This is a genomic window from Klebsiella sp. BIGb0149 (genome assembly GCF_004362605.1).
GTDB lineage: Bacteria > Pseudomonadota > Gammaproteobacteria > Enterobacterales > Enterobacteriaceae > Klebsiella > Klebsiella terrigena.
In genome coordinates, this window is the sequence record NZ_SNYG01000002.1 from 912,319 (window position 1) to 932,948 (window position 20,630).

At 56.0% G+C, this 20,630-nt stretch carries 16 protein-coding genes; 4 read left to right on the forward strand and 12 right to left on the reverse strand.

Annotated features, from left to right (window positions below; all coding sequences use genetic code 11):
* Positions 1 to 9: 9 nt before the first annotated feature.
* The 8 genes from nuoH to EDF75_RS11035 form a co-directional block, all read right to left on the reverse strand.
* Positions 10 to 987 (reverse strand): NADH-quinone oxidoreductase subunit NuoH, encoded by a 978-nt coding sequence (gene nuoH / locus EDF75_RS10995; protein ID WP_076945791.1) that lies wholly within the window; start codon positions 985 to 987, stop codon positions 10 to 12.
* The gene (nuoG, locus tag EDF75_RS11000) at positions 984 to 3,710 is read right to left on the reverse strand and encodes an NADH-quinone oxidoreductase subunit NuoG (RefSeq protein WP_133599226.1); all 2,727 of its coding nucleotides are present in this window, start codon (positions 3,708 to 3,710) and stop codon (positions 984 to 986) included. The genes nuoH and nuoG overlap by 4 nt, the downstream gene beginning before the upstream one ends.
* 83 nt (positions 3,711 to 3,793) lie before the next feature.
* On the reverse strand, positions 3,794 to 5,131 hold the full coding sequence (gene nuoF / locus EDF75_RS11005; protein ID WP_045856046.1) for an NADH-quinone oxidoreductase subunit NuoF: 1,338 nt from the start codon (positions 5,129 to 5,131) through the stop codon (positions 3,794 to 3,796).
* Positions 5,128 to 5,628 (reverse strand): NADH-quinone oxidoreductase subunit NuoE, encoded by a 501-nt coding sequence (nuoE, locus tag EDF75_RS11010; protein WP_041146562.1) that lies wholly within the window; start codon positions 5,626 to 5,628, stop codon positions 5,128 to 5,130. Before nuoE ends, nuoF begins: the two co-directional genes overlap by 4 nt.
* 2 nt (positions 5,629 to 5,630) lie before the next feature.
* Entirely contained in the window at positions 5,631 to 7,439 is a 1,809-nt protein-coding gene (nuoC, locus tag EDF75_RS11015; RefSeq protein WP_041146563.1) for an NADH-quinone oxidoreductase subunit C/D, read from the reverse strand.
* A gap of 89 nt (positions 7,440 to 7,528) precedes the next feature.
* Positions 7,529 to 8,203: an NADH-quinone oxidoreductase subunit NuoB gene (nuoB, locus tag EDF75_RS11020; protein ID WP_002913178.1), complete on the reverse strand. Its 675-nt coding sequence runs from the start codon at positions 8,201 to 8,203 to the stop codon at positions 7,529 to 7,531.
* A gap of 15 nt (positions 8,204 to 8,218) precedes the next feature.
* On the reverse strand, positions 8,219 to 8,665 hold the full coding sequence (gene nuoA, locus EDF75_RS11025; RefSeq protein WP_004865103.1) for an NADH-quinone oxidoreductase subunit NuoA: 447 nt from the start codon (positions 8,663 to 8,665) through the stop codon (positions 8,219 to 8,221).
* A gap of 653 nt (positions 8,666 to 9,318) precedes the next feature.
* Positions 9,319 to 10,245, reverse strand: a complete 927-nt coding sequence (locus EDF75_RS11035) for a LysR family transcriptional regulator (protein ID WP_133599228.1) — start codon at positions 10,243 to 10,245, stop codon at positions 9,319 to 9,321.
* Positions 10,246 to 11,127: 882 nt separating this feature from the next.
* On the opposite strand from EDF75_RS11035, the gene alaA reads away from it, so the two are divergent.
* On the forward strand, positions 11,128 to 12,345 hold the full coding sequence (gene alaA / locus EDF75_RS11040; protein WP_041146565.1) for an alanine transaminase AlaA: 1,218 nt from the start codon (positions 11,128 to 11,130) through the stop codon (positions 12,343 to 12,345).
* Positions 12,346 to 12,431: 86 nt separating this feature from the next.
* Positions 12,432 to 13,031 (forward strand): 5'-deoxynucleotidase, encoded by a 600-nt coding sequence (gene yfbR, locus EDF75_RS11045; protein ID WP_133599230.1) that lies wholly within the window; start codon positions 12,432 to 12,434, stop codon positions 13,029 to 13,031.
* Positions 13,032 to 13,077: 46 nt separating this feature from the next.
* Here the strand turns inward: yfbR and EDF75_RS11050 are convergent, their stop codons facing one another.
* The 4 genes from EDF75_RS11050 to yfbV form a co-directional block, all read right to left on the reverse strand.
* On the reverse strand, positions 13,078 to 14,910 hold the full coding sequence (locus EDF75_RS11050) for an SLC13 family permease (protein WP_133599232.1): 1,833 nt from the start codon (positions 14,908 to 14,910) through the stop codon (positions 13,078 to 13,080).
* 76 nt (positions 14,911 to 14,986) lie between these two features.
* Positions 14,987 to 15,646: a sugar phosphatase gene (locus tag EDF75_RS11055; RefSeq protein ID WP_076945850.1), complete on the reverse strand. Its 660-nt coding sequence runs from the start codon at positions 15,644 to 15,646 to the stop codon at positions 14,987 to 14,989.
* Between the two features lie 11 nt (positions 15,647 to 15,657).
* Positions 15,658 to 16,152, reverse strand: coding sequence for a YfbU family protein (locus EDF75_RS11060; RefSeq protein WP_041146568.1), 495 nt, complete (start codon positions 16,150 to 16,152; stop codon positions 15,658 to 15,660).
* 86 nt (positions 16,153 to 16,238) lie between these two features.
* Entirely contained in the window at positions 16,239 to 16,694 is a 456-nt protein-coding gene (gene yfbV / locus EDF75_RS11065; RefSeq protein WP_041146569.1) for a terminus macrodomain insulation protein YfbV, read from the reverse strand.
* A gap of 337 nt (positions 16,695 to 17,031) precedes the next feature.
* On the opposite strand from yfbV, the gene ackA reads away from it, so the two are divergent.
* Both ackA and pta read left to right on the forward strand, forming a co-directional pair.
* On the forward strand, positions 17,032 to 18,234 hold the full coding sequence (gene ackA / locus EDF75_RS11070; protein WP_133599234.1) for an acetate kinase: 1,203 nt from the start codon (positions 17,032 to 17,034) through the stop codon (positions 18,232 to 18,234).
* A gap of 232 nt (positions 18,235 to 18,466) precedes the next feature.
* The gene (gene pta / locus EDF75_RS11075) at positions 18,467 to 20,611 is read left to right on the forward strand and encodes a phosphate acetyltransferase (protein ID WP_133599236.1); all 2,145 of its coding nucleotides are present in this window, start codon (positions 18,467 to 18,469) and stop codon (positions 20,609 to 20,611) included.
* The last annotated feature ends 19 nt before the right edge of the window (positions 20,612 to 20,630 follow it).

Here is a 20,630-nt window from a genome sequence, read left to right on the forward strand (position 1 = left end):
ATTCACCCCTTATTGCGCCTGCCAGAGAATGACAGCCGCCGTTACCAACAAGTTGATCAGCGTTAATGGCAGGCATACCTTCCAGCCAAAGGACATTACCTGGTCATAGCGTGGACGCGGTAATGATGCGCGGATCAAAATGAACATCATCATGAAGAACGCGGTTTTCAGCGCGAACCAGATGAACGGAGGTAACCATGGGCCATTCCAGCCGCCGAAGAACAGCGTCACGATCAGCGCCGATACGGTGACAATCCCGATATATTCACCGACGAAGAACAGGCCGAACTTCATGCCGGAATATTCAATGTGGTAGCCATCGGCCAGCTCCTGCTCGGCTTCCGGTTGGTCAAACGGGTGACGGTGACACACGGCCACGCCCGCAATCGCAAAGGTAACAAAGCCAAAGAACTGTGGGATAACGTTCCACAGATGCGCCTGGTTATTGACGATATCGCCCATATTGAACGATCCCGCCTGCGCCACCACGCCCATCAGGGAGAGGCCGAGGAACACTTCGTAGCTCAGCGTCTGCGCGGAGGCGCGCATCGCGCCCAGCAGCGAGTATTTGTTATTACTCGACCAGCCGGCAAACAGCACCGCGTAGACCGCCAGGCCTGCCATCATCAGGAAGAACAGGATGCCGATGTTCAGGTCGGCCACCACCCACGACGGGCTGACCGGCACGATAGCGAAGGCCAGCAGCAGCGAGGTAAAAGCGATAACCGGTGCCAGAGTAAAGATCACGCGATCGGTAAAGCGCGGAACCCAGTCCTCTTTAAAGAACATTTTGATCATGTCGGCAACCAGCTGCAGCGAACCGCCCCAGCCGACGCGGTTAGGTCCATAGCGGTTCTGGAACAAACCCAGCAGGCGACGTTCGCCGAAGCTCATGAACGCGCCACAGGTGACAACCACCAGCAGAATGACCACCGCCTTCAGGATGCTTAACAGAATGTCGATGAGATCCGGAGTTAACCAACTCATGCTTTTGCCTCCTGCAGAGTATCAATACGCGCTCCGGTCAGAACCGGCGCAATGCCAGGCATGCCCATCGGTAGGCCAACCTGCCCTGCCGTCAGGCCCGCAGAGATAATCAGCGGCAGGCTGAGCAGATGACCCTCAACGCTGAAGGAGACCATCGCCCCCGCGTTGACGCCAAGCTTCGCGGCATCTTCCGGGTTAAGCTTGAGATACGGCTGCGGCATGCGGCTCTGGAACACCGGCGAGCGCTGTGAAAGCTCGTCGCTGCCGAACAGATGGTAGTACGGCGCAATCCGCCATTTCCCTTCTTCGGCCTGGAAGCTTTCCGGCACCGCGGTGAAGTAATCCAGGCCCTCGGCGGAAGCCTCAATCAGGCGCACGCCCGGATCGCCGTGGCGCAGCTTACCGCCCACTTCATCCTGGAATTTGTTCCACGCCTGCGGGGAGTTCCAGCCCGGCGCCCACGCAAACGGAATTTGCGAACGCGGAGCGGACGGCTGGTTGTTCCCTTCCATCGAGAAGGCAAACATGGTGTCTTTGTCCTGCGGCTGGCGCGGTTCATGCACGCTGATATTGGCGCGCATCGCCGTGCGGCCGCTGTAACGATGCGGTTCACGGGCCAGCTTCTGACCGCGAATGCGGAAGCTCGCGTCCGGCGCTGCATCTTTAATGCCTGCCAGCTGCGGCAGCTTAGCCACCACTGCGTCAATGACGTGGTCCAGCTGCGTCCAGTCAACCTGGCGGTTGTCGACGGTGCTGTGCAGCGAATGCAGCCAGCGCCAGCTCTCCAGCATCACGGTATTCGCATCGTAGTAGGCCGGGTCATAAACCTGGAAGAAACGCTGGGCGCGGCCTTCGTTGTTGACCACCGTGCCGTCGCTTTCTGCAAAGCTTGCCGCAGAGAGCACCAGATGCGCTTTTTCCATGATCGCCGTGCGCTGATGGTCAACGACCATCACCAGCGGCGCTTTCGCCAGCGCAGCGTCTACGCGCGCGGCGGAAGCGTGACGATGCAGATCGTTTTCCAGCACGATAACCGCATCGGCCGCGCCGGTTTCCAGCTCGCTCAACGCCTCTTCCAGCGAACCGCCGCCGATCATCCCCAGACCGACGCTGTTCACCGCGCGGGCAACCATAGTCACGCCGACGTCTGCGCCGCGACCTTTCAGCGCCTTAGCGACGTTCGCCGCGGCCTGAATAATCTCGATGCTGCCGGCGTTGGTTCCGGAGACAATCAGCGGTTTCTTCGCCCCGGCCAGCGCCTGGACGATCACGTCAATTTTGCCCTGCAGATCTTTGCTCAGGCCTTCCACCGCCGGCGAGGTTTCATCCAGCGCGTGTGCAATGGCAAAGCCCAGCCGCGCCTGATCTTCAACCGGCGCGCGGTAGGTCCACGCGGCGACGTCGTCCAGACGGGTGTCGTCGATATTGGTGACAAACAGCGGATGCTTCGCACGCTGGCCGATATTAAGGATCGCGGCAATCTGCCAGTCGGCGACTTTCTGCGCCGCGGCCATTTCACGCGCTTTACCTTTCACCGCCTGGCGTACGGCCAGCGCAATGCGGGCGCCGGTTTGGGTAAGATCTTCACCCAGCACCAGTACCGCATCGTAGGATTCAATGTCGCGCAGCGCCGGGGTATGAATACCGCCGTCGCGCAGCACCGTCAGCATCATCTGCAGACGTTCCTGCTCGGCTTTAGCGATGCCGGTATAGAAGTTCTCGGCGCCGACCAGCTCGCGCAGCGCAAAGTTGCTTTCGAGGCTGGCGCGCGGGGAGCCGATGCCGATCGCTTTTTTCGACTGGCGCAGAATATCCGCCGCCCCCTGCATGGCCTGCTCGGCGTTGAGGGCGATCAGATCGTCGCCGCGGCGCTGAACCGGCTGACGCGGACGGTCTTTCAGGTTCACGTAGCCGTAGCCGAAACGACCGCGGTCACAGAGGAAGTAGCGGTTGACGGTGCCGTTATAGCGGTTTTCGATACGACGCAGCTCGCCGTAACGTTCACCCGGGCTGATGTTACAACCGATGGAGCACTGCTGGCAGATGCTTGGCGCAAACTGCATGTCCCATTTACGGTTGTAGCGCTCGGAGTGCGTTTTATCGGTGAATACGCCGGTCGGGCAGACTTCAACCAGGTTGCCGGAGAATTCGCTCTCCAGCACGCCGTCTTCCGGGCGACCAAAGTAGACGTTGTCGTGAGCGCCATAAACGCCCAGATCGGTGCCGTCAGCATAGTCTTTGTAGTAGCGTACGCAGCGGTAGCAGGCGATGCAGCGGTTCATTTCGTGCGAGATGAACGGCCCCAGATCCTGATTGCGGTGGGTGCGCTTGGTAAAGCGGTAGCGACGGAAGCTATGACCGGTCATCACGGTCATATCCTGCAGATGGCAGTTACCGCCCTCTTCGCAGACCGGACAGTCGTGCGGGTGGTTGGTCATCAGCCACTCAACCACGCTTTCGCGGAACTGCTTCGCTTCGCCGTCGTCAATGGAAATAAAAGTGCCGTCCGATGCCGGTGTCATACAGGACATCACCAGGCGACCACGCGTGTCTTCCGCGTTTTGATATTGCTTCACCGCACACTGGCGGCAAGCGCCGACGCTGCCGAGCGCCGGATGCCAGCAAAAGTATGGAATATCAAGACCGAGAGAGAGACAAGCCTCTAGCAGGTTGTCCGCTCCGTTGACCTCGTATTCTTTGCCGTCTACATGAATCGTAGCCATTAGCATGCTTCCAAATTAAAAAAATCGTTACCACTTCCTCATTCAGACTGCCGCCTTGCTACAGCCTGAATGAGTTGTGGGAATCACCAGCGCGTCTTAAGCAGGTTCGGCTGAATCCCGTTGATTGCATGGGTATTACTGAACTGCTGCTTAATGCCTGCTTCGAATTCGTCGCGGAAATATTTAATGGCGCTTTGCAGCGGTTCGACCGCGCCTGGCGCATGCGCGCAGAAGGTTTTACCCGGCCCAAGGAATCGACACAGTTGCTCAAGTGTCTCGATATCACCCGGCTGGCCTTCACCGCGCTCAAGGGCGCGCAGGATCTTCACGCTCCACGGCAGGCCGTCGCGGCACGGCGTACACCAGCCGCAGGACTCGCGGGCGAAGAACTCTTCAAGGTTACGCACCAGCGATACCATATTGATCTCGTGGTCAACGGCCATCGCCAGCGACGTCCCCAGACGGCTGCCCGCCTTGCCAATACTTTCGAACTCCATCGGCAGATCGAGATGCGCTTCGGTCAGGAAGTCCGTACCCGCGCCACCCGGCTGCCAGGCTTTAAACTTCAGGCCATCGCGCATACCGCCGGCATAATCTTCGAGGATTTCACGCGCGGTGGTGCCGAACGGCAGCTCCCACAGGCCCGGGTTCTTCACTCGACCAGAGAAGCCCATCAGCTTGGTACCCGCATCTTTGCTCTTAGAGATGTTCTGGTACCATTCGACGCCGTTGGCCAGAATGGCCGGGACGTTACACAGGGTTTCAACGTTGTTGACGCAGGTCGGCTTACCCCACACGCCGGAGCTCGCCGGGAACGGCGGCTTGGAGCGCGGGTTGGCGCGACGACCTTCGAGGGAGTTAATCAGCGCGGTCTCTTCGCCGCAGATGTAGCGCCCTGCCCCGGTGTGCACGAACAGTTCGAAATCGAAACCGGTGCCGAGAATGTTTTTGCCCAGCAGGCCGGCTTCGGTCGCTTCGGCAATGGCGCGGCGTAAATGAACCGCCGCTTCAATATATTCGCCGCGCAGGAAGATGTAGCCGCGGTACGCTTTCAGCGCAAACGCGGAGATCAGCATGCCTTCCACCAGCAGGTGCGGCAGCTGCTCCATCAGCAGGCGGTCTTTATAGGTGCCCGGCTCCATCTCATCGGCGTTACACAGCAGGTAACGGATGTTCATGGATTCGTCTTTCGGCATCAGGCTCCACTTCAGACCGGTGGAGAAGCCCGCGCCGCCGCGCCCTTTCAGGCCGGCGTCTTTCACCTGGTTGACGATCTCATCCGGCGCCAGGCCCAGCAGCGCCTTACGGGCGCCCTCGTAGCCGTTTTTGCTCTGATACTCATCCAGCCATACCGGCTGTTTGTCATCGCGCAGGCGCCAGGTTAGCGGATGCGTTTCGGGAGTTCGGATAACGTTTTTCATTTATACCGCTCCAGCAAATCAGGAATTCCTTCCGGCGTCAGATGACTGTGGGTGTCTTCATCAATCATCATGCTTGGGCCTTTATCACAGTTACCCAGACAGCAGGTCGGTAACAGGGTAAAGCGGCCATCAAACGTTGTCTGACCCGGCTTGATATTCAGCTTTTGCTCAAGTGCTGCCTGAATCCCCTGATAGCCAGTGATGTGACACACCACGCTGTCGCAGTAGCGAATAACGTGACGGCCAACCGGCTGACGGAAGATCTGGCTGTAGAAGGTGGCAACGCCTTCGACATCGCTTGCCGGGATCTCCAGCACGTCGGCGATCGCATAGATCGCGCCATCCGGCACCCAGCCACGCTGTTTCTGAACGATCTTCAGCGCTTCGATGGACGCCGCACGCGGGTCTTCGTAGTGGTGCTTCTCGTGCTCAATTGCCTCACGTTCTGCCGCACTCAGCTCAAAAGCCTCGGTTTGTGGTTGTTGATTTTCGTGCATAATTAGCGGTCCACGTCTGACATAACAAAATCGATACTACCCAGATATACGATAAGATCGGATACCAGGCTGCCGCGAATCGCCGCCGGAATCTGCTGCAGGTGCGCATAGCTCGGCGTGCGGATACGGGTGCGATAGCTCATGGTGCTGCCGTCACTGGTCAGGTAGTAACTGTTAATACCCTTCGTCGCTTCAACCATCTGGAAGGATTCGTTGGCCGGCATCACCGGGCCCCAGGAAACCTGCAGGAAGTGGGTGATCAGGGTTTCGATATGCTGCAGCGTGCGCTCTTTCGGCGGCGGCGTAGTCAGCGGGTGATCCGCCTTAAACGGCCCTTCCGGCATATTATCGAGACACTGCTGAAGGATGCGCAGGCTCTGGCGCAGCTCTTCGACTTTCAACATCACGCGGGTGTAGCAGTCGGAGATGCCGCCGCCGGTCGGGATTTCAAAGTCGAAGTTTTCATAGCCTGAATACGGACGCCATTTACGCACGTCGAAGCCAATGCCGGTGGCGCGCAGGCCAGCACCGGTGGTGCCCCACTCCAGCGCTTCTTTCGCATTGTAAGCGGCCACCCCTTTCGAACGGCCAATCAGAATGCTGTTACGCAGCGCGGCCTTTTCGTAGGAATCCAGACGCTTTGGCATCCACTCAAGGAATTCACGCAGCAGGCGATCCCAGCCGCGCGGCAGGTCATGCGCGACGCCGCCGATGCGGAACCACGCAGGGTGCATACGGAAACCGGTGATGGCTTCTACCAGATCGTAGATTTTCTGGCGATCGGTAAAGGCAAAGAACACCGGCGTCATGGCGCCAACGTCCTGAATAAAGGTGGAGATATACAGCAGGTGGCTGTTGATGCGGAACAGCTCGGAGAGCATCACGCGAATCACGTTGACGCGATCCGGCACGGTAATACCCGCCAGCTTTTCTACCGCCAGCACGTACGGCATCTCATTGACGCAGCCGCCGAGATATTCGATACGGTCGGTGTAAGGAATGTAGCTGTGCCACGACTGGCGCTCGCCCATCTTTTCGGCGCCGCGGTGGTGGTAGCCGATATCCGGAACGCAGTCGACGATCTCTTCGCCATCCAGCTGCAGAACGATACGGAAAGCACCGTGCGCGGAGGGGTGGTTCGGGCCGAGGTTAAGGAACATAAAGTCCTCATTTTCGGTCCCGCGCTTCATGCCCCACTCTTCCGGCTTGAAGGTCAGCGCTTCCATTTCCAGATCCTGTTTCGCTTTCGTCAGCTCAAACGGGTCGAATTCGGTGGCGCGTGCCGGATAGTCTTTACGCAGCGGGTGGCCTTCCCAGGTCGGCGGCATCATGATGCGCGTCAGGTGCGGGTGGCCTTCGATATCGATGCCAAACATTTCCCACGTTTCACGCTCATACCAGTTGGCGTTAGGGAACAGTTTGGTCAATGTCGGAACGCGCAGATCGTTTTCGGATAATGCTACCTTGAGCATGATATCGCGATTGCGTTCAATAGAAATCAGGTGATAGAAAACGGAGAAATCCGCGGCGGGTAGCCCGTCACGGTGGGTGCGCAGACGTTCGTCCATGCCGTGCAGATCGAACAGCATGATGTAAGGTTTTGGCAATCTCTTCAGGAAATCGGCCACCTCAAGCAGCTGCTCGCGCTTCACCCAAACTACCGGTACGCCGGTACGAGTTGGCTGAACGGTAAAGGCATCCGGGCCAAAACGATTGCGCAGTTCGCCGATCACCGGGTCATCAAGGTGATCGCGGGTTTGCCAGGCTGGTGCGGCGTCATGCGCGTTTAAATCGGTCATATTGTTCACCATTGCAAAAGGTCCGTGGTGACTGCCGGGCGACGCTTCGCGCTGTTGTAGATTGATTTGCGAAGTATTTTGCCGCCGCCCGCAGGCGCAAATTAAATCTCGTCCGGAGTCCGCAGATTGGTCACTGCAATGCGTTCGCCGCGTTTACGCTCACGTTCCGACTGCATATTGGCGCGATAAACGCCCTGATCGCCAACCACCCACGAGAGAGGACGGCGCTCTTTACCAATGGATTCCTGCAGCAGCATCAGCGCCTGCATATAAGCTTCCGGACGCGGCGGACAGCCCGGGATGTAAACATCAACCGGAATAAATTTATCTACGCCCTGCACGACAGAATAAATATCGTACATACCGCCGGAGTTGGCACACGCCCCCATGGAAATAACCCATTTCGGCTCCAGCATCTGATCGTAAAGACGCTGAATAACCGGTGCCATCTTGGTGAAGCAGGTGCCCGCGACCACCATCAGGTCAGCCTGACGAGGAGAGGCACGCAGAACTTCTGCGCCAAAACGCGCGACGTCATGCACCGCAGTGAATGACGTCACCATTTCTACGTAGCAGCAAGAAAGGCCGAAGTTATAGGGCCAGATTGAGTTCTTACGGCCCCAGTTCACCATGTCATGCAGCGCGTGTTCGAGTTTCCCCATATACACGCTTTTGTTGACTTCTTGCTCCAGGGGGTCAGTTACGATCTCCTGTTTTTGCAGGGGGTAACGGTCGTTCTCACCGTTAGGATCTATGCGGGTGAGCGTATAATCCATCTTATTGCCTCGCTTTTACTGCATATGACGGTTAGTGGGACTGTCTGTTTCTGAGTTAACCAACGTGCGACGGGAACGCGCAGGCGTCCAGTCCAGTGCGCCGATACGAACGAGATAAACCAGACCAGCCAGTAGCACTAAAATGAAAATTGCGGCTTCCACAAAGCCAACCCAACCGCTTTCACGGATAGAGGTCGACCATGCGTAGAGATACAGGGCTTCCACGTCGAAGATAACGAAGAACATGGCAACCAGATAAAACTTCGCAGAAAGACGTAAGCGAGCCGAACCAACGGAGTCGATCCCCGATTCAAACGGCGTGTTTTTGCTTCGCGCGCGCGCGCGACCGCCGAGGTACCAGCCCCCGACAAGCATCAGGCAGCACAGGCCGATGGCAATGATGAGAAATATAGCGAATGCCCAATGATGAGCGATGACTTCAGTGGATGTTGACATACGCATTGCTTAACCAAAAAAGTGTAGCGCTAAACCCTCTGCTCTTACTGGCAGATGAACGCCACAGCGTTTCACGGGGAGGAATAAAAAAAATAACCTTGCAAAAAAGCGTCCCTACTTATCGTAGAAGGCCATATGCGCTGGCTTTTTACCCCTTTCTTTAACCTTTTGTCAACTTCAACAAAAGTTTTAACAACATTAATTTACATTAGGTTTTTTTCATTAACATTAAATGCCCTTTTATGCGAAATAACCTTGCATACCAATTGGATTTAGTGTTGTTGAATCGTGTCCGTTTCCATTGTAAATCATAATTACCCGTCTATTTTGACAGGATTTAGCCTCGATTCCTCCCCCTAAGGAGGGGTATTTTCTTGATCTGTGACACGCTTTTGTTAATTAAACCAAAAAAACAGCAACAAACTGGCCGGTTTTTTAACATTAGCATGAACTATTGAAAGTGCAGGGAAAAGTAGAGAAGTGTCGGTCGGATTGTCGCTAAACAACTGATATTAATAACAATAAAACAACAATATATTAAAAACCACTGTAAAATAAGAAAAAAAAGAACCGCAGGGTCTAATTCTCACCTCAGCGGCTCTTTTTTGCATTTACATTTTGTTACCAGCTTTTTGTGATCAATGTGGCTTAAATCCCCCTCAGGAGATGAGGGTATGGCCTCCCCCTTCGGGGGTAAAGAGCGGGTCCGACGACCAGGGGTTATGGTCCTGGCTCAGCGACTGAAAGATGGCCTGCGCCAGTTCGCTCACGCTCTGCGGATCGCAGCTCAAAACGTAGCGAGTATCCGGTAATCCCGGCAGGCCGTCGCTCTTGCCAACCACCCGCAGCTCGGGGCTCATCATCTCAACCGGCCGCGCCGTCACGCCAAGTCCGGCTTTCACCGCCGCTTTAACGCCCGCCAGTGAGGATGCCGAGTGGGCCAAATGCCACGGCGTCTTCGCGCTATTGAGCGCCGAGGTAATATCATCCCGAAAGGGCCCGGGCCCCTCAAGCAGGATCAGCGGTACCGACGCCTCGTGCGGCAGCACGTAGTCCGCCGCGCAGTACCACAGGGTTGGCGACGTGCGCAGCGTCAGCATTTCAAAGCTGTCAGACTGATGGGTGGTCAACGCGAGATCTATCGCACCGTCTGCCAGCCTCTCAACTACCTCGGTATGGTTGAGAACCTTAATTTCGAGGGTCAGCCTCGGGTAGAAGCTGCCAATCCGATTAAGCAAAAACGGCAAAATGGTATCCGCCGTTTCGTCGGTGGCGCCGATAGTCAACGTCCCCTGCAGGCTGCTAAACATCAACGACATGCAGGCTTCATCGTTAAAGCGCAGAATTTTACGCGCATAGCCGAGCAGCTGAATGCCCTGCTCAGTTAATAGCTTATTGCGCCCGTGGCGGGCAAAGAGCTCTTTTCCGACCAGCTGCTCCAGCCGCTGCATCTGCTGGCTCACCGCAGACTGGGTACGGCGTACTGCCGTAGCGGCGGCAGCAAACGTACTCAAATCGGCAACGGCAACAAACGTTCTCAGCAGATCGAGGTCGAGATTTAGTATTGGACGATTTGCATTTATCATGTTGCTTCACTCACAGGTAGCTATCGCTGACCTGCCTTGTTGATGCTGTGCTCCAGGTTTCCGGCTATTCCTTGAGCCTCGTGTCATCCGCAAAAAGGAAACGGGCGACAGCTGGAAGAACGTTATTGCATTTGAAAGTACTCGTCCGCGTCAATTGTGCGGAACCTCTGAGTCATATTTTGTTCGTACGCCTAAGCTTTTTCTAATTACGGCGAGCCGCTTTATGTGATCTGATTCAAAAAAGCCATCTACAGCGCAGCCCTGCACGTCAATACGCAGTCTGCCTGCGCAAAAGCTTGCTGAACGACAAACAAAAAGCCTGCAATAACAATATATTAATAAGAAAACCCGCATTATTTTCGGGGTTTATTTGATATTAACAACGACATCCTAACCGAAAACAGCCTTATTTATAAGGGCAAATCAGTATTATTAAAGATAATTTTAAACATTTTTTCAGGACTTTAATTAAATTAACAAAACCAGGATTATTCATTGCCAAAAAATAAGACTCATTAATCTCTTAAATGTTTTTATTAAGTATATTTAACATTACCGCTACAGTCTTCCCCGGTTAGTTAAAAGCATAGCGCTTTTTTGTGAGCAAAAAAGTATCAGCGCAGGACCTCCCCACCGCCTCAAACCAGATAAACGCTCATCATATGGCGATAAAACCACAATATCTGACCAATAAAATACGACTTACAGGCATATTCTATAAACGCTAAAGCCAATCAACAGATAAATCGATTACCCTAAAAAAAGGACATTAGCAAAATCTTCTCCTGCTAACCCTTCAAAACAGCGGGGATGAAGAGTACATTGTTCCGAGCTGACTTCCACGGCAGGGAGTGGCGATAACAGCTAAAAAGGCAAAGATTCATGTCCCCTATCGAAAAATCCAGCAAGTTAGACAACGTCTGTTACGACATCCGCGGCCCGGTTCTCAAAGAAGCGAAGCGCCTTGAAGAAGAAGGCAATAAAGTCCTCAAGCTGAACATCGGCAACCCGGCGCCGTTTGGCTTCGATGCCCCGGATGAAATCCTCGTTGACGTCATTCGTAATTTACCGACCGCCCAGGGCTACTGCGACTCTAAGGGCCTCTACTCGGCACGCAAAGCTATCATGCAGCACTATCAGGCCCGCGGCATGCGCGACGTGACGGTTGAAGATATTTATATCGGCAACGGCGTATCGGAACTGATTGTCCAGGCCATGCAGGCGCTGCTGAACAGCGGTGACGAAATGCTGGTCCCGGCGCCGGATTATCCCCTGTGGACGGCGGCGGTATCGCTCTCCAGCGGTAAAGCAGTGCACTATCTTTGCGATGAGTCCGCCGACTGGTTCCCGGATCTCGACGATATTCGCGCAAAAATCACCCCACGCACCCGCGGGATCGTGATTATTAACCCGAACAACCCGACCGGCGCGGTCTATTCAAAAGAGCTGCTGCTGGAGATCGTCGAAATTGCTCGTCAGCATAATCTGATCATCTTTGCTGATGAAATCTACGACAAGATCCTGTACGACGAAGCCCAGCACCACTCGATCGCCGCGCTGGCTCCCGATCTGCTGACGATTACCTTTAACGGCCTGTCAAAAACCTATCGCGTCGCCGGCTTCCGCCAGGGCTGGATGGTGTTGAACGGACCGAAAAAACACGCTAAGGGCTATATCGAAGGCCTGGAAATGCTGGCCTCCATGCGCCTGTGCGCCAACGTTCCGGCGCAGCATGCCATTCAGACGGCCCTTGGCGGCTATCAAAGCATTAGCGAGTTTATTGTTCCCGGCGGACGCCTGTATGAGCAGCGTAACCGCGCCTGGGAGCTGATTAACGAGATCCCGGGCGTCTCCTGCGTGAAGCCGAAAGGCGCGCTCTATATGTTCCCGAAAATCGACGCTAAGCGCTTTAACATTCACGACGATCAGAAGATGGTGCTCGACTTCCTGCTGCAGGAGAAAGTGCTGCTGGTACAGGGTACCGCCTTTAACTGGCCCTGGCCGGATCACGTGCGTATCGTGACCCTGCCTCGCGAAGACGATCTGGAAATGGCCATTTCACGTTTCGGCCGCTTCCTCTCCGGCTATCACCAGCTCTGATAAGTCGAACCCGCCGCCGGTATTTGCATCCGGCGGCAATCCCTGCGCACAATGGAACCCGATGTCGTCACTGATTAAGGGTCCTTATGAGTCAGAGTCATTTCTTTGCCCACCTCTCCCGCCTGAAGCTGATTAACCGCTGGCCGCTGATGCGCAACGTGCGCACCGAAAACGTGTCCGAGCATAGTCTGCAGGTCGCCATGGTCGCCCATGCGCTGGCGGCAATTAAGAATCGTAAGTTTGCGGGCAACGTTAACGCCGAGCGCATTGCGCTACTGGCGATGTACCATGATGCGTCGGAAGTTTTAACCGGCGATCTGCCGACACCGGTAAAATATTTCAACTCGCAGATCGCCCAGGAATATAAGGCCATTGAGAAAATTGCCCAGCAGAAGCTGATCGATATGGTCCCCGCCGAACTGCGCGATATTTTTGCGCCGCTGATTGATGAACACAGCTACAGCGAAGAGGAAAAATCAATCGTCAAGCAGGCCGATGCGCTCTGCGCCTATCTGAAATGCCTCGAAGAGCTGTCGGCCGGAAATAACGAATTTTTACTGGCCAAAGGCCGGCTCGAGAAAACGCTGGAATCCCGCCGCAGCGATGAAATGGATTATTTTATGCAGGTGTTTGTCCCGAGCTTTCATCTCTCTCTGGATGAAATCAGCCAGGACTCCCCGCTGTAAAATCGACGCCAGCCCGGCCGACGGCCGGGCCATGAGGAAACCGGGCTCAGAACGGGAACAGAACCGGGATCAGCAGCACGCAAACCACCATCACCAGCACGGTAAAAGGCACGCCGATCTTCACAAAATCGCTGAACGAGTATTTACCGGGACCCAGTACCAGGGTGTTAACCGGTGAAGATACCGGAGTCATAAACGCCGCCGAAGCCGCCATCGCCACCACCATAGCAAAGGGGTAAGGCGACACGCCCATTGAGTTCGCCGCCGCCAGCGCAATCGGCGCCATCAGCACCGCCGTTGCGGTGTTTGAAATAAACAAGCCAATGGCCGCGCACATCACAAACAGGCAGCCCAGCATTAAATAGGGCCCTTTGCTGCCGGCAACGTCCATCAGTCCCTGAACCACTAAATCCACGCCGCCGGTTTTCTGCAGCGCCAGCGCAAAGGGCATCATCCCGACGATCAGAATAATGCTCGGCCAGTGAATCGCCTTATAGGCGCTCTCGGCGTTGATGCAGCGAAATTTCCCCATCAAAAGGCAGGAGATAATGGCGGCAATGGGGTTGGGAATTTCATCGGTGAGCATCAGGGCCACCATCAGCACCAGGCAGAAAATAGCGTGCGGCGCCTGGCTGTGGGCCGGTGAGGCATCGTTAACCTCGATCGGCATATTTAGCACCACAAAATCACGCCCGCGCTTCGCCAGCAGGGCAATCTGCCGCCAGTTGCCGACCACCAGCATGATATCCCCAAGCTGCAGGGACTCATCGACCACCGCGCCATCGAGGGCTTTACCGTCCCGCTTCAGGCCGACAATATTGAGACCAAAGCGGGTGCGGAAGGCGATTTCACGCACCGTTTTGCCGATAAGCTCCGAGTCGGGGATCAGCGTCACCTCCGCCATGCCGACATCCAGCGCCTGGTCGGAGAAATACTCCCCGCGCAGCACCATCGGCTCAAGCATTTGCTCTCCGCAGAACTGGCGTAAATCGACGTCCGATGCCGACATGTCAATCAGCAGGACGTCGCGGGCGCGGAACTCGGATACCCCGTTCACGTTCACAATCACCCGCCGAAAACGGCGCCAGCGCTCCACGCCGATCACGTTAGCGCAATAGCGCTCGCGCAGCTTAAGATCGTCGAGGCGCAGGCCAATCATCGGTGAGCCGGGGCGGATCGCCAGGCGACGCGCCCTGCCGGTTAAATGGTACTCTTTGATTAAATCGCGAAAGGTGCTTCTCTTACGCCCGTCGCGCGTCAGCTCGCTCTCGTCGCCTTTCAGCATAAAGCGAACCGCCAGCATGTAGAAAACGCCCAGCACCAAAACAACCAGGCCAATGGGCGTCACGCTAAAGAAGCTAAAGCCCTGCAGCCCTTCGCGTATCAGCTCGCTGTTGACTACGAGGTTAGGCGGCGTGGCCACCAGGGTCATCATCCCGCTGATAAGCCCGGCAAAGCTCAGCGGCATCATCAGGCGCGACGGGGAGGTATTCATGCGTGCAGAAACGCTCAGCACCACCGGAATAAAAATAGCCACCACCCCGGTGGAGCTCATAAACGCGCCCAGCCCGGCGACGGTCAGCATCAGGTAGATCAGCATTTTTGTTTCGCTGCTGCCCGCTACCTTCACCAGCCAGCTGCCGACTTTGCTTGCGACGCCGGTGCGCACGAGGCCGTCACCGATGATAAACAGCGCGGCGATAAGAATAACGTTCGGATCGCTAAAACCGGAAAACGCTTCGCTGAGAGTCAGCGTATCGCTGAGAACGAAGGCGACGATCACCAGCAGCGCGATAGCATCCATGCGCACTTTTCCGGTGGCAAAAAGCACGACCGCAACGGCAAGAAGAGACAGCACCCAAATCAGTTCACCGTTCACAACTTATCCTTGTCTGAAGATGGAGTCGAAATTGTGGCACAAAAAAGCCCCGCCAGCGCGGGGCTAAATCATGAGATTATGCTTTAAGCGTAACGCTAACGTTGCCGTCCGGCTGCCGGACAATCTCCAGCTCTTCGAGGCTGGTCAGCACAAAGTCTGCTTCATCGAGACGCGGCGCGTCGGCAGGCACGTTAACGGCAATCGTACGGCATCCGGCGCTTAACCCGGAAAGCAATCCCGCCGGCGCGTCCTCAACTACCGCACACGCCTGCGGCGCCAGCCCCAGCAGCTCGGCCCCGAGCAGATAGGCATCAGGCGCCGGCTTGCCGTGCTTAACCCGCTCCGCCGTGACGAAAATTTTAGCATCGGGCAGGCCCCCCGCGCGATGGCGCGCGTGGGCGACGGGCACCGAACCGGAGGTGACGATAGCCCACGGGATGCCTGCACTATCCAGCTGAGTCAGCAGCGCAACCGCCCCCGGCAGCGCCGTAATGCCGTCGGTATCCTGCGCCTCTACCGCTTCGAGGTAGCGGAATTCCGCCTGAATCTCCTCTTCGCTACGCCCGGGTAAAAAATGGCGTAGAGAGGTTATCGCCTGCTTGCCGTGGATAAAGTTCAGCACTTCATCATGCGGGATGCCGAAACGATCCGCCCACGTACACCACGAGCGTTCCACCACCGGCAAAGAATCGACTAACGTCCCGTCAAGATCGAACAGAAAACCTTTACACTGCACGGAAACCTCCATCAGGCGTTGATAATTTGATTAATTTCGTTGCTGCTCAAATGGTACTGGCGCGGGCATGAGTGCCAGGCGGCGAGCATACGCTGATATTTTTCCCACATCGGCGTTTGCGAATTGAAGCCGTGAGTGCCGGCGTCAAAGTGGCTATAGCGCCCCTCGACGTTGACGATAAAGCGCACGTAGCCGAGGAGGCGCGCTTCGGTGGCCACGTCGAACCCCAGGAAGGTCACCCGGCGCTCGTCGATTTCGCTGCCGTCCTTGAGGTTAGTCCAGGAGACGTGCATCGCATGATACATTTCCATGATATCGATGACGGTACGGCAGGTTTCCTCGGTCAGCTCGCCGAATTCGCGGTCCAGTTCGCGCATCTGCAGCCCGTAGCCACGCTCGATGATGGTCTGCAGACGGCGATAGCGCTCAGCGTTGTCCGGGTCGAGCATCGTCATCATCTTGTACTGATTGGATAAAATCAGGCGCTGCGCATTGGTCATTTCCATTTTTTGACTCCTGTGGCACTTTACGACGTGAAAAAAGAAGGCGCATTAATCATGCGCCTTCTTTTATATGCGTTTTCCTTAGGGAATTACAAATCATCAAGGAAAGTTTTATCCAGTTGTTTGAAGGCGCGCTTAAGCGTGTCAGCTAAAGCCTGGTAATCCGGCTTACCGTCAACCGGCGCCAGCGCCTGTCCCGCCTCCTGCAGCTTGCCGCGAACTTCATAAAACCAGTTCAATACTGACGGCGGCAGCGGCGTCACCGAACGTTTACCCAGCCACCACAGTCCCTGCATGGGCAAACTCAACGCAAACAGCGCCGTGGCGACCGCGGGACCCAGCTGGCCGCCGAGAGCAATTTGCCAGCACAGCGTAAAGACGGCGACCGGCGGCATGATACGAATCGCGTAGCGGGTGGCGCGAATAATGCGGTTTTCAATAAACACCGGGGCGAGGCGTTTATCTAAAGGCCAGGTCTTTGTGTAATGCTGCCCGCGACGAAACAAGCTGAAAAAGCTAACGGGGCGATTCTCGGGTGTCGACATGGCTGTACCTCAACTTTACATATAAATCTTAAAATATTTGTGCAAAACACCAACTGTGCATGACAACGTTCAAAACATTTTGGCAATGGGTGCGGCAATCAGGTATCCTGTGCCCACCTGAAAGGGCGATAGACCCTTTTACCAGGTTAGTCAAATTATCGCATATTCTGCCATTGTCTGAAAATTATCCAAAATGGCATAAAATCAAATGTACTTATCTCATCGTGCCCGGAAACAGAACAAGGCATGATGTTAATCATAAATGTCGATGTCATCCTGCGCTACGCTTTGTGACTCTATGACGTTTTTTTAGCCACGTATCATAAAAGGTACTTCCATGTCGAGTAAGCTAGTACTGGTTCTGAACTGCGGTAGTTCCTCACTGAAATTTGCTATCATTGATGCTCTCAACGGTGACGAATATCTGTCCGGTTTAGCCGAATGTTTCCATCTTCCTGAAGCGCGTATCAAATGGAAAATGGATGGCAGCAAACAAGAAGCAGATTTAGGCGCTGGCGCCGCTCACAGTGAAGCGCTTAACTTTATCGTTAACACTATTCTGGCACAAAAACCAGAACTGTCTGCTCAGCTGACCGCAATTGGCCATCGTATCGTTCACGGTGGTGAGAAATACACCACTTCCGTGGTGATTGACGATTCCGTCATTCAGGGCATCAAAGATTCCGCCTCTTTCGCACCGCTGCACAACCCGGCGCATCTGATCGGTATTGCTGAAGCGCTGAAATCCTTCCCGCACCTGAAAAACAAGAACGTTGCCGTGTTCGACACCGCGTTCCATCAGACCATGCCGGAAGAGTCTTACCTCTACGCCCTGCCGTACAGCCTCTACAAAGAGCACGGCGTCCGTCGCTATGGCGCCCACGGCACCAGCCACTTCTACGTGACTCAGGAAGCAGCAAAAGTCCTGAACAAACCGGTTGAAGAGCTGAACATCATCACCTGCCATCTGGGCAACGGTGGTTCCGTTTCCGCTATCCGTAACGGCCAGTGCGTTGATACCTCTATGGGTCTGACCCCGCTGGAAGGCCTGGTCATGGGTACCCGTTCAGGCGATATCGACCCGGCAATCATCTTCCATCTGCACGACTCCCTGGGCATGAGCGTTGATGCTATCAACAAAATGCTGACCAAAGAGTCCGGCCTGCTCGGCCTGACTGAAGTCACCAGCGACTGTCGTTATGTTGAAGACAACTACGCGGATAAAGCAGACGCTAAGCGCGCAATGGACGTTTACTGCCACCGCCTGGCGAAGTACATCGGCTCCTACACCGCGCTGATGGACGGTCGTCTGGACGCGGTTATCTTCACCGGCGGCATCGGTGAAAACGCGGCGATGGTGCGTGAACTGTCTCTGGGCAAACTGGGCGTACTGGGCTTCGATGTTGACCATGAACGCAACCTGGCAGCCCGTTTCGGCAAGTCCGGCTTCATCAACAAAGAAGGTACCCGCCCTGCACTGGTCATCCCGACCAACGAAGAGCTGGTTATCGCGCAAGACGCCAACCGTCTGACCGCCTGATTGCACACCGCCAGCGATAACCCTCAATAATTCGAGTTGCAGGAAAGCGGCGACGCAGCAAATCCCCGGGAGCGTAAGAGAAGTACGTGACCGGGGTGAGCGACAAATCCGTCGTCGCGGCGGCCCGCAAGGGCAAAAGCCAACGCGTATGCAGCTTGAAGTATGACGGAAAGCTGGGGGGTGCAGTTTTTGTATCCCGCCTGATACTGGCGGTAACGAAAGAGGATATATCGTGTCCCGTATAATCATGCTAATCCCTACCGGAACCAGCGTAGGCCTGACCAGCGTCAGCCTCGGTGTTATCCGTGCTATGGAACGTAAAGGCGTTCGCCTGAGCGTCTTTAAACCTATCGCGCAACCGCGTGCTGGCGGCGATGCGCCTGACCAGACGACCGCCATCGTGCGCGCGAATTCCAACCTTCCGGCCGCAGAGCCGCTGAAGATGAGCCACGTCGAGTCGCTGCTGTCCAGCAACCAGAAAGACGTGCTGATGGAAGAGATCATTGCTAACTATCACGCAAGCACTCAGGATGCTGAAGTCGTGCTGGTAGAAGGCCTGGTTCCGACGCGTAAACACCAGTTTGCCCAGTCGCTGAACTTCGAAATCGCCAAAACCCTGAACGCTGAAATCGTCTTCGTGATGTCTCAGGGCACCGACACCCAGGAACAGCTGAACGAGCGTATCGAACTGACCCGCAACAGCTTCGGCGGCGCGAAGAACACCAACATTACCGGTGTTATCGTCAACAAGCTGAACGCGCCGGTTGACGAGCAGGGACGCACCCGTCCCGACCTGTCTGAAATTTTCGATGACTCTTCGAAAGCGAAAGTGGTCAAGATCGATCCGGCTCAGCTGCAGAACGGCAGCGCGCTGCCGATCCTCGGCGCGGTGCCGTGGAGCTTCGATCTGATTGCCACCCGCGCAATCGATATGGCGCACCACCTGAATGCCACCATCATCAATGAAGGCGACATCAATACCCGCCGCGTGAAATCCGTTACCTTCTGTGCGCGCAGCATTCCGCACATGCTGGAACACTTCCGCGCAGGTTCACTGCTGGTGACCTCCGCCGATCGTCCTGACGTGCTGGTTGCAGCCTGCCTGGCGGCGATGAACGGCGTAGAAATCGGCGCGCTGCTGCTGACCGGCGCCTATGAAATGGACGCCCGCGTGAGCAAGCTGTGCGAACGCGCGTTTGCTACCGGCCTGCCGGTATTCATGGTTAACACCAACACCTGGCAGACCTCTCTGAGCCTGCAGAGCTTCAACCTGGAAGTTCCGGTTGACGATCACGAGCGCATCGAGAAAGTTCAGGAATACGTGGCAAGCTACATCAACGCCGACTGGATCGAGTCCCTGACTGCGACCTCCGAGCGCAGCCGTCGCCTCTCTCCGCCGGCCTTCCGCTACCAGCTCACCGAGCTGGCGCGCAAAGCGGGCAAACGCGTCGTTCTGCCGGAAGGCGACGAGCCGCGTACCGTTAAAGCCGCGGCAATCTGTGCTGAACGCGGTATCGCAACCTGCGTGCTGCTGGGTAACCCGGATGAGATCAACCGCGTTGCCGCCGCTCAGGGCGTAGAGCTGGGTTCTGGTATCGAAATCGTCGATCCGGAAGTGGTTCGCGAAAGCTACGTGGCTCGCCTGGTCGAACTGCGTAAGAGCAAGGGCATGACCGAAGCGGTTGCTCGCGAGCAGCTGGAAGACAACGTGGTTCTCGGCACCCTGATGCTGGAACAGGACGAAGTCGACGGCCTGGTGTCCGGCGCGGTACACACCACTGCCAACACCATTCGTCCGCCGCTGCAGCTGATCAAAACGGCGCCGGGCAGCTCTCTGGTCTCCTCCGTGTTCTTCATGCTGCTGCCGGAACAGGTTTACGTGTACGGCGACTGCGCGATTAACCCGGACCCAACCGCAGAACAGCTGGCAGAGATCGCGATTCAGTCCGCAGACTCCGCGATTGCCTTTGGCATTGAACCGCGCGTGGCGATGCTCTCCTACTCCACCGGCACCTCCGGCGCCGGTAGTGACGTCGAAAAAGTGCGTGAAGCGACGCGTCTGGCGCAGGAAAAACGTCCTGACCTGATGATCGACGGCCCGCTGCAGTACGATGCCGCCGTGATGGCTGACGTGGCAAAATCCAAGGCACCGAACTCTCCGGTTGCCGGCCGTGCCACCGTGTTCATCTTCCCGGATCTGAACACCGGTAACACCACTTACAAAGCCGTACAGCGTTCTGCCGACCTGATCTCCATCGGGCCGATGCTGCAGGGTATGCGTAAGCCGGTGAACGACCTGTCCCGCGGCGCGCTGGTAGACGATATCGTCTACACCATCGCGCTGACCGCGATTCAGTCGTCTCAGCAGCAGCAGTAATACTCTCCGCCGGCGCCTT

Bases quoted from the DNA above. Each gene is read 5' to 3' on its own strand.
- nuoH (WP_076945791.1), bottom strand. From the start codon at position 987: ATGAGTTGGTTAACTCCGGATCTCATCGACATTCTGTTAAGCATCCTG.
- nuoG (WP_133599226.1), bottom strand. From the start codon at position 3,710: ATGGCTACGATTCATGTAGACGGCAAAGAATACGAGGTCAACGGAGCG.
- nuoF (WP_045856046.1), bottom strand. From the start codon at position 5,131: ATGAAAAACGTTATCCGAACTCCCGAAACGCATCCGCTAACCTGGCGC.
- nuoE (WP_041146562.1), bottom strand. From the start codon at position 5,628: ATGCACGAAAATCAACAACCACAAACCGAGGCTTTTGAGCTGAGTGCG.
- nuoC (WP_041146563.1), bottom strand. From the start codon at position 7,439: ATGGTGAACAATATGACCGATTTAAACGCGCATGACGCCGCACCAGCC.
- nuoB (WP_002913178.1), bottom strand. From the start codon at position 8,203: ATGGATTATACGCTCACCCGCATAGATCCTAACGGTGAGAACGACCGT.
- nuoA (WP_004865103.1), bottom strand. From the start codon at position 8,665: ATGCGTATGTCAACATCCACTGAAGTCATCGCTCATCATTGGGCATTC.
- EDF75_RS11035 (WP_133599228.1), bottom strand. From the start codon at position 10,245: ATGATAAATGCAAATCGTCCAATACTAAATCTCGACCTCGATCTGCTG.
- alaA (WP_041146565.1), top strand. From the start codon at position 11,128: ATGTCCCCTATCGAAAAATCCAGCAAGTTAGACAACGTCTGTTACGAC.
- yfbR (WP_133599230.1), top strand. From the start codon at position 12,432: ATGAGTCAGAGTCATTTCTTTGCCCACCTCTCCCGCCTGAAGCTGATT.
- EDF75_RS11060 (WP_041146568.1), bottom strand. From the start codon at position 16,152: ATGGAAATGACCAATGCGCAGCGCCTGATTTTATCCAATCAGTACAAG.
- yfbV (WP_041146569.1), bottom strand. From the start codon at position 16,694: ATGTCGACACCCGAGAATCGCCCCGTTAGCTTTTTCAGCTTGTTTCGT.
- ackA (WP_133599234.1), top strand. From the start codon at position 17,032: ATGTCGAGTAAGCTAGTACTGGTTCTGAACTGCGGTAGTTCCTCACTG.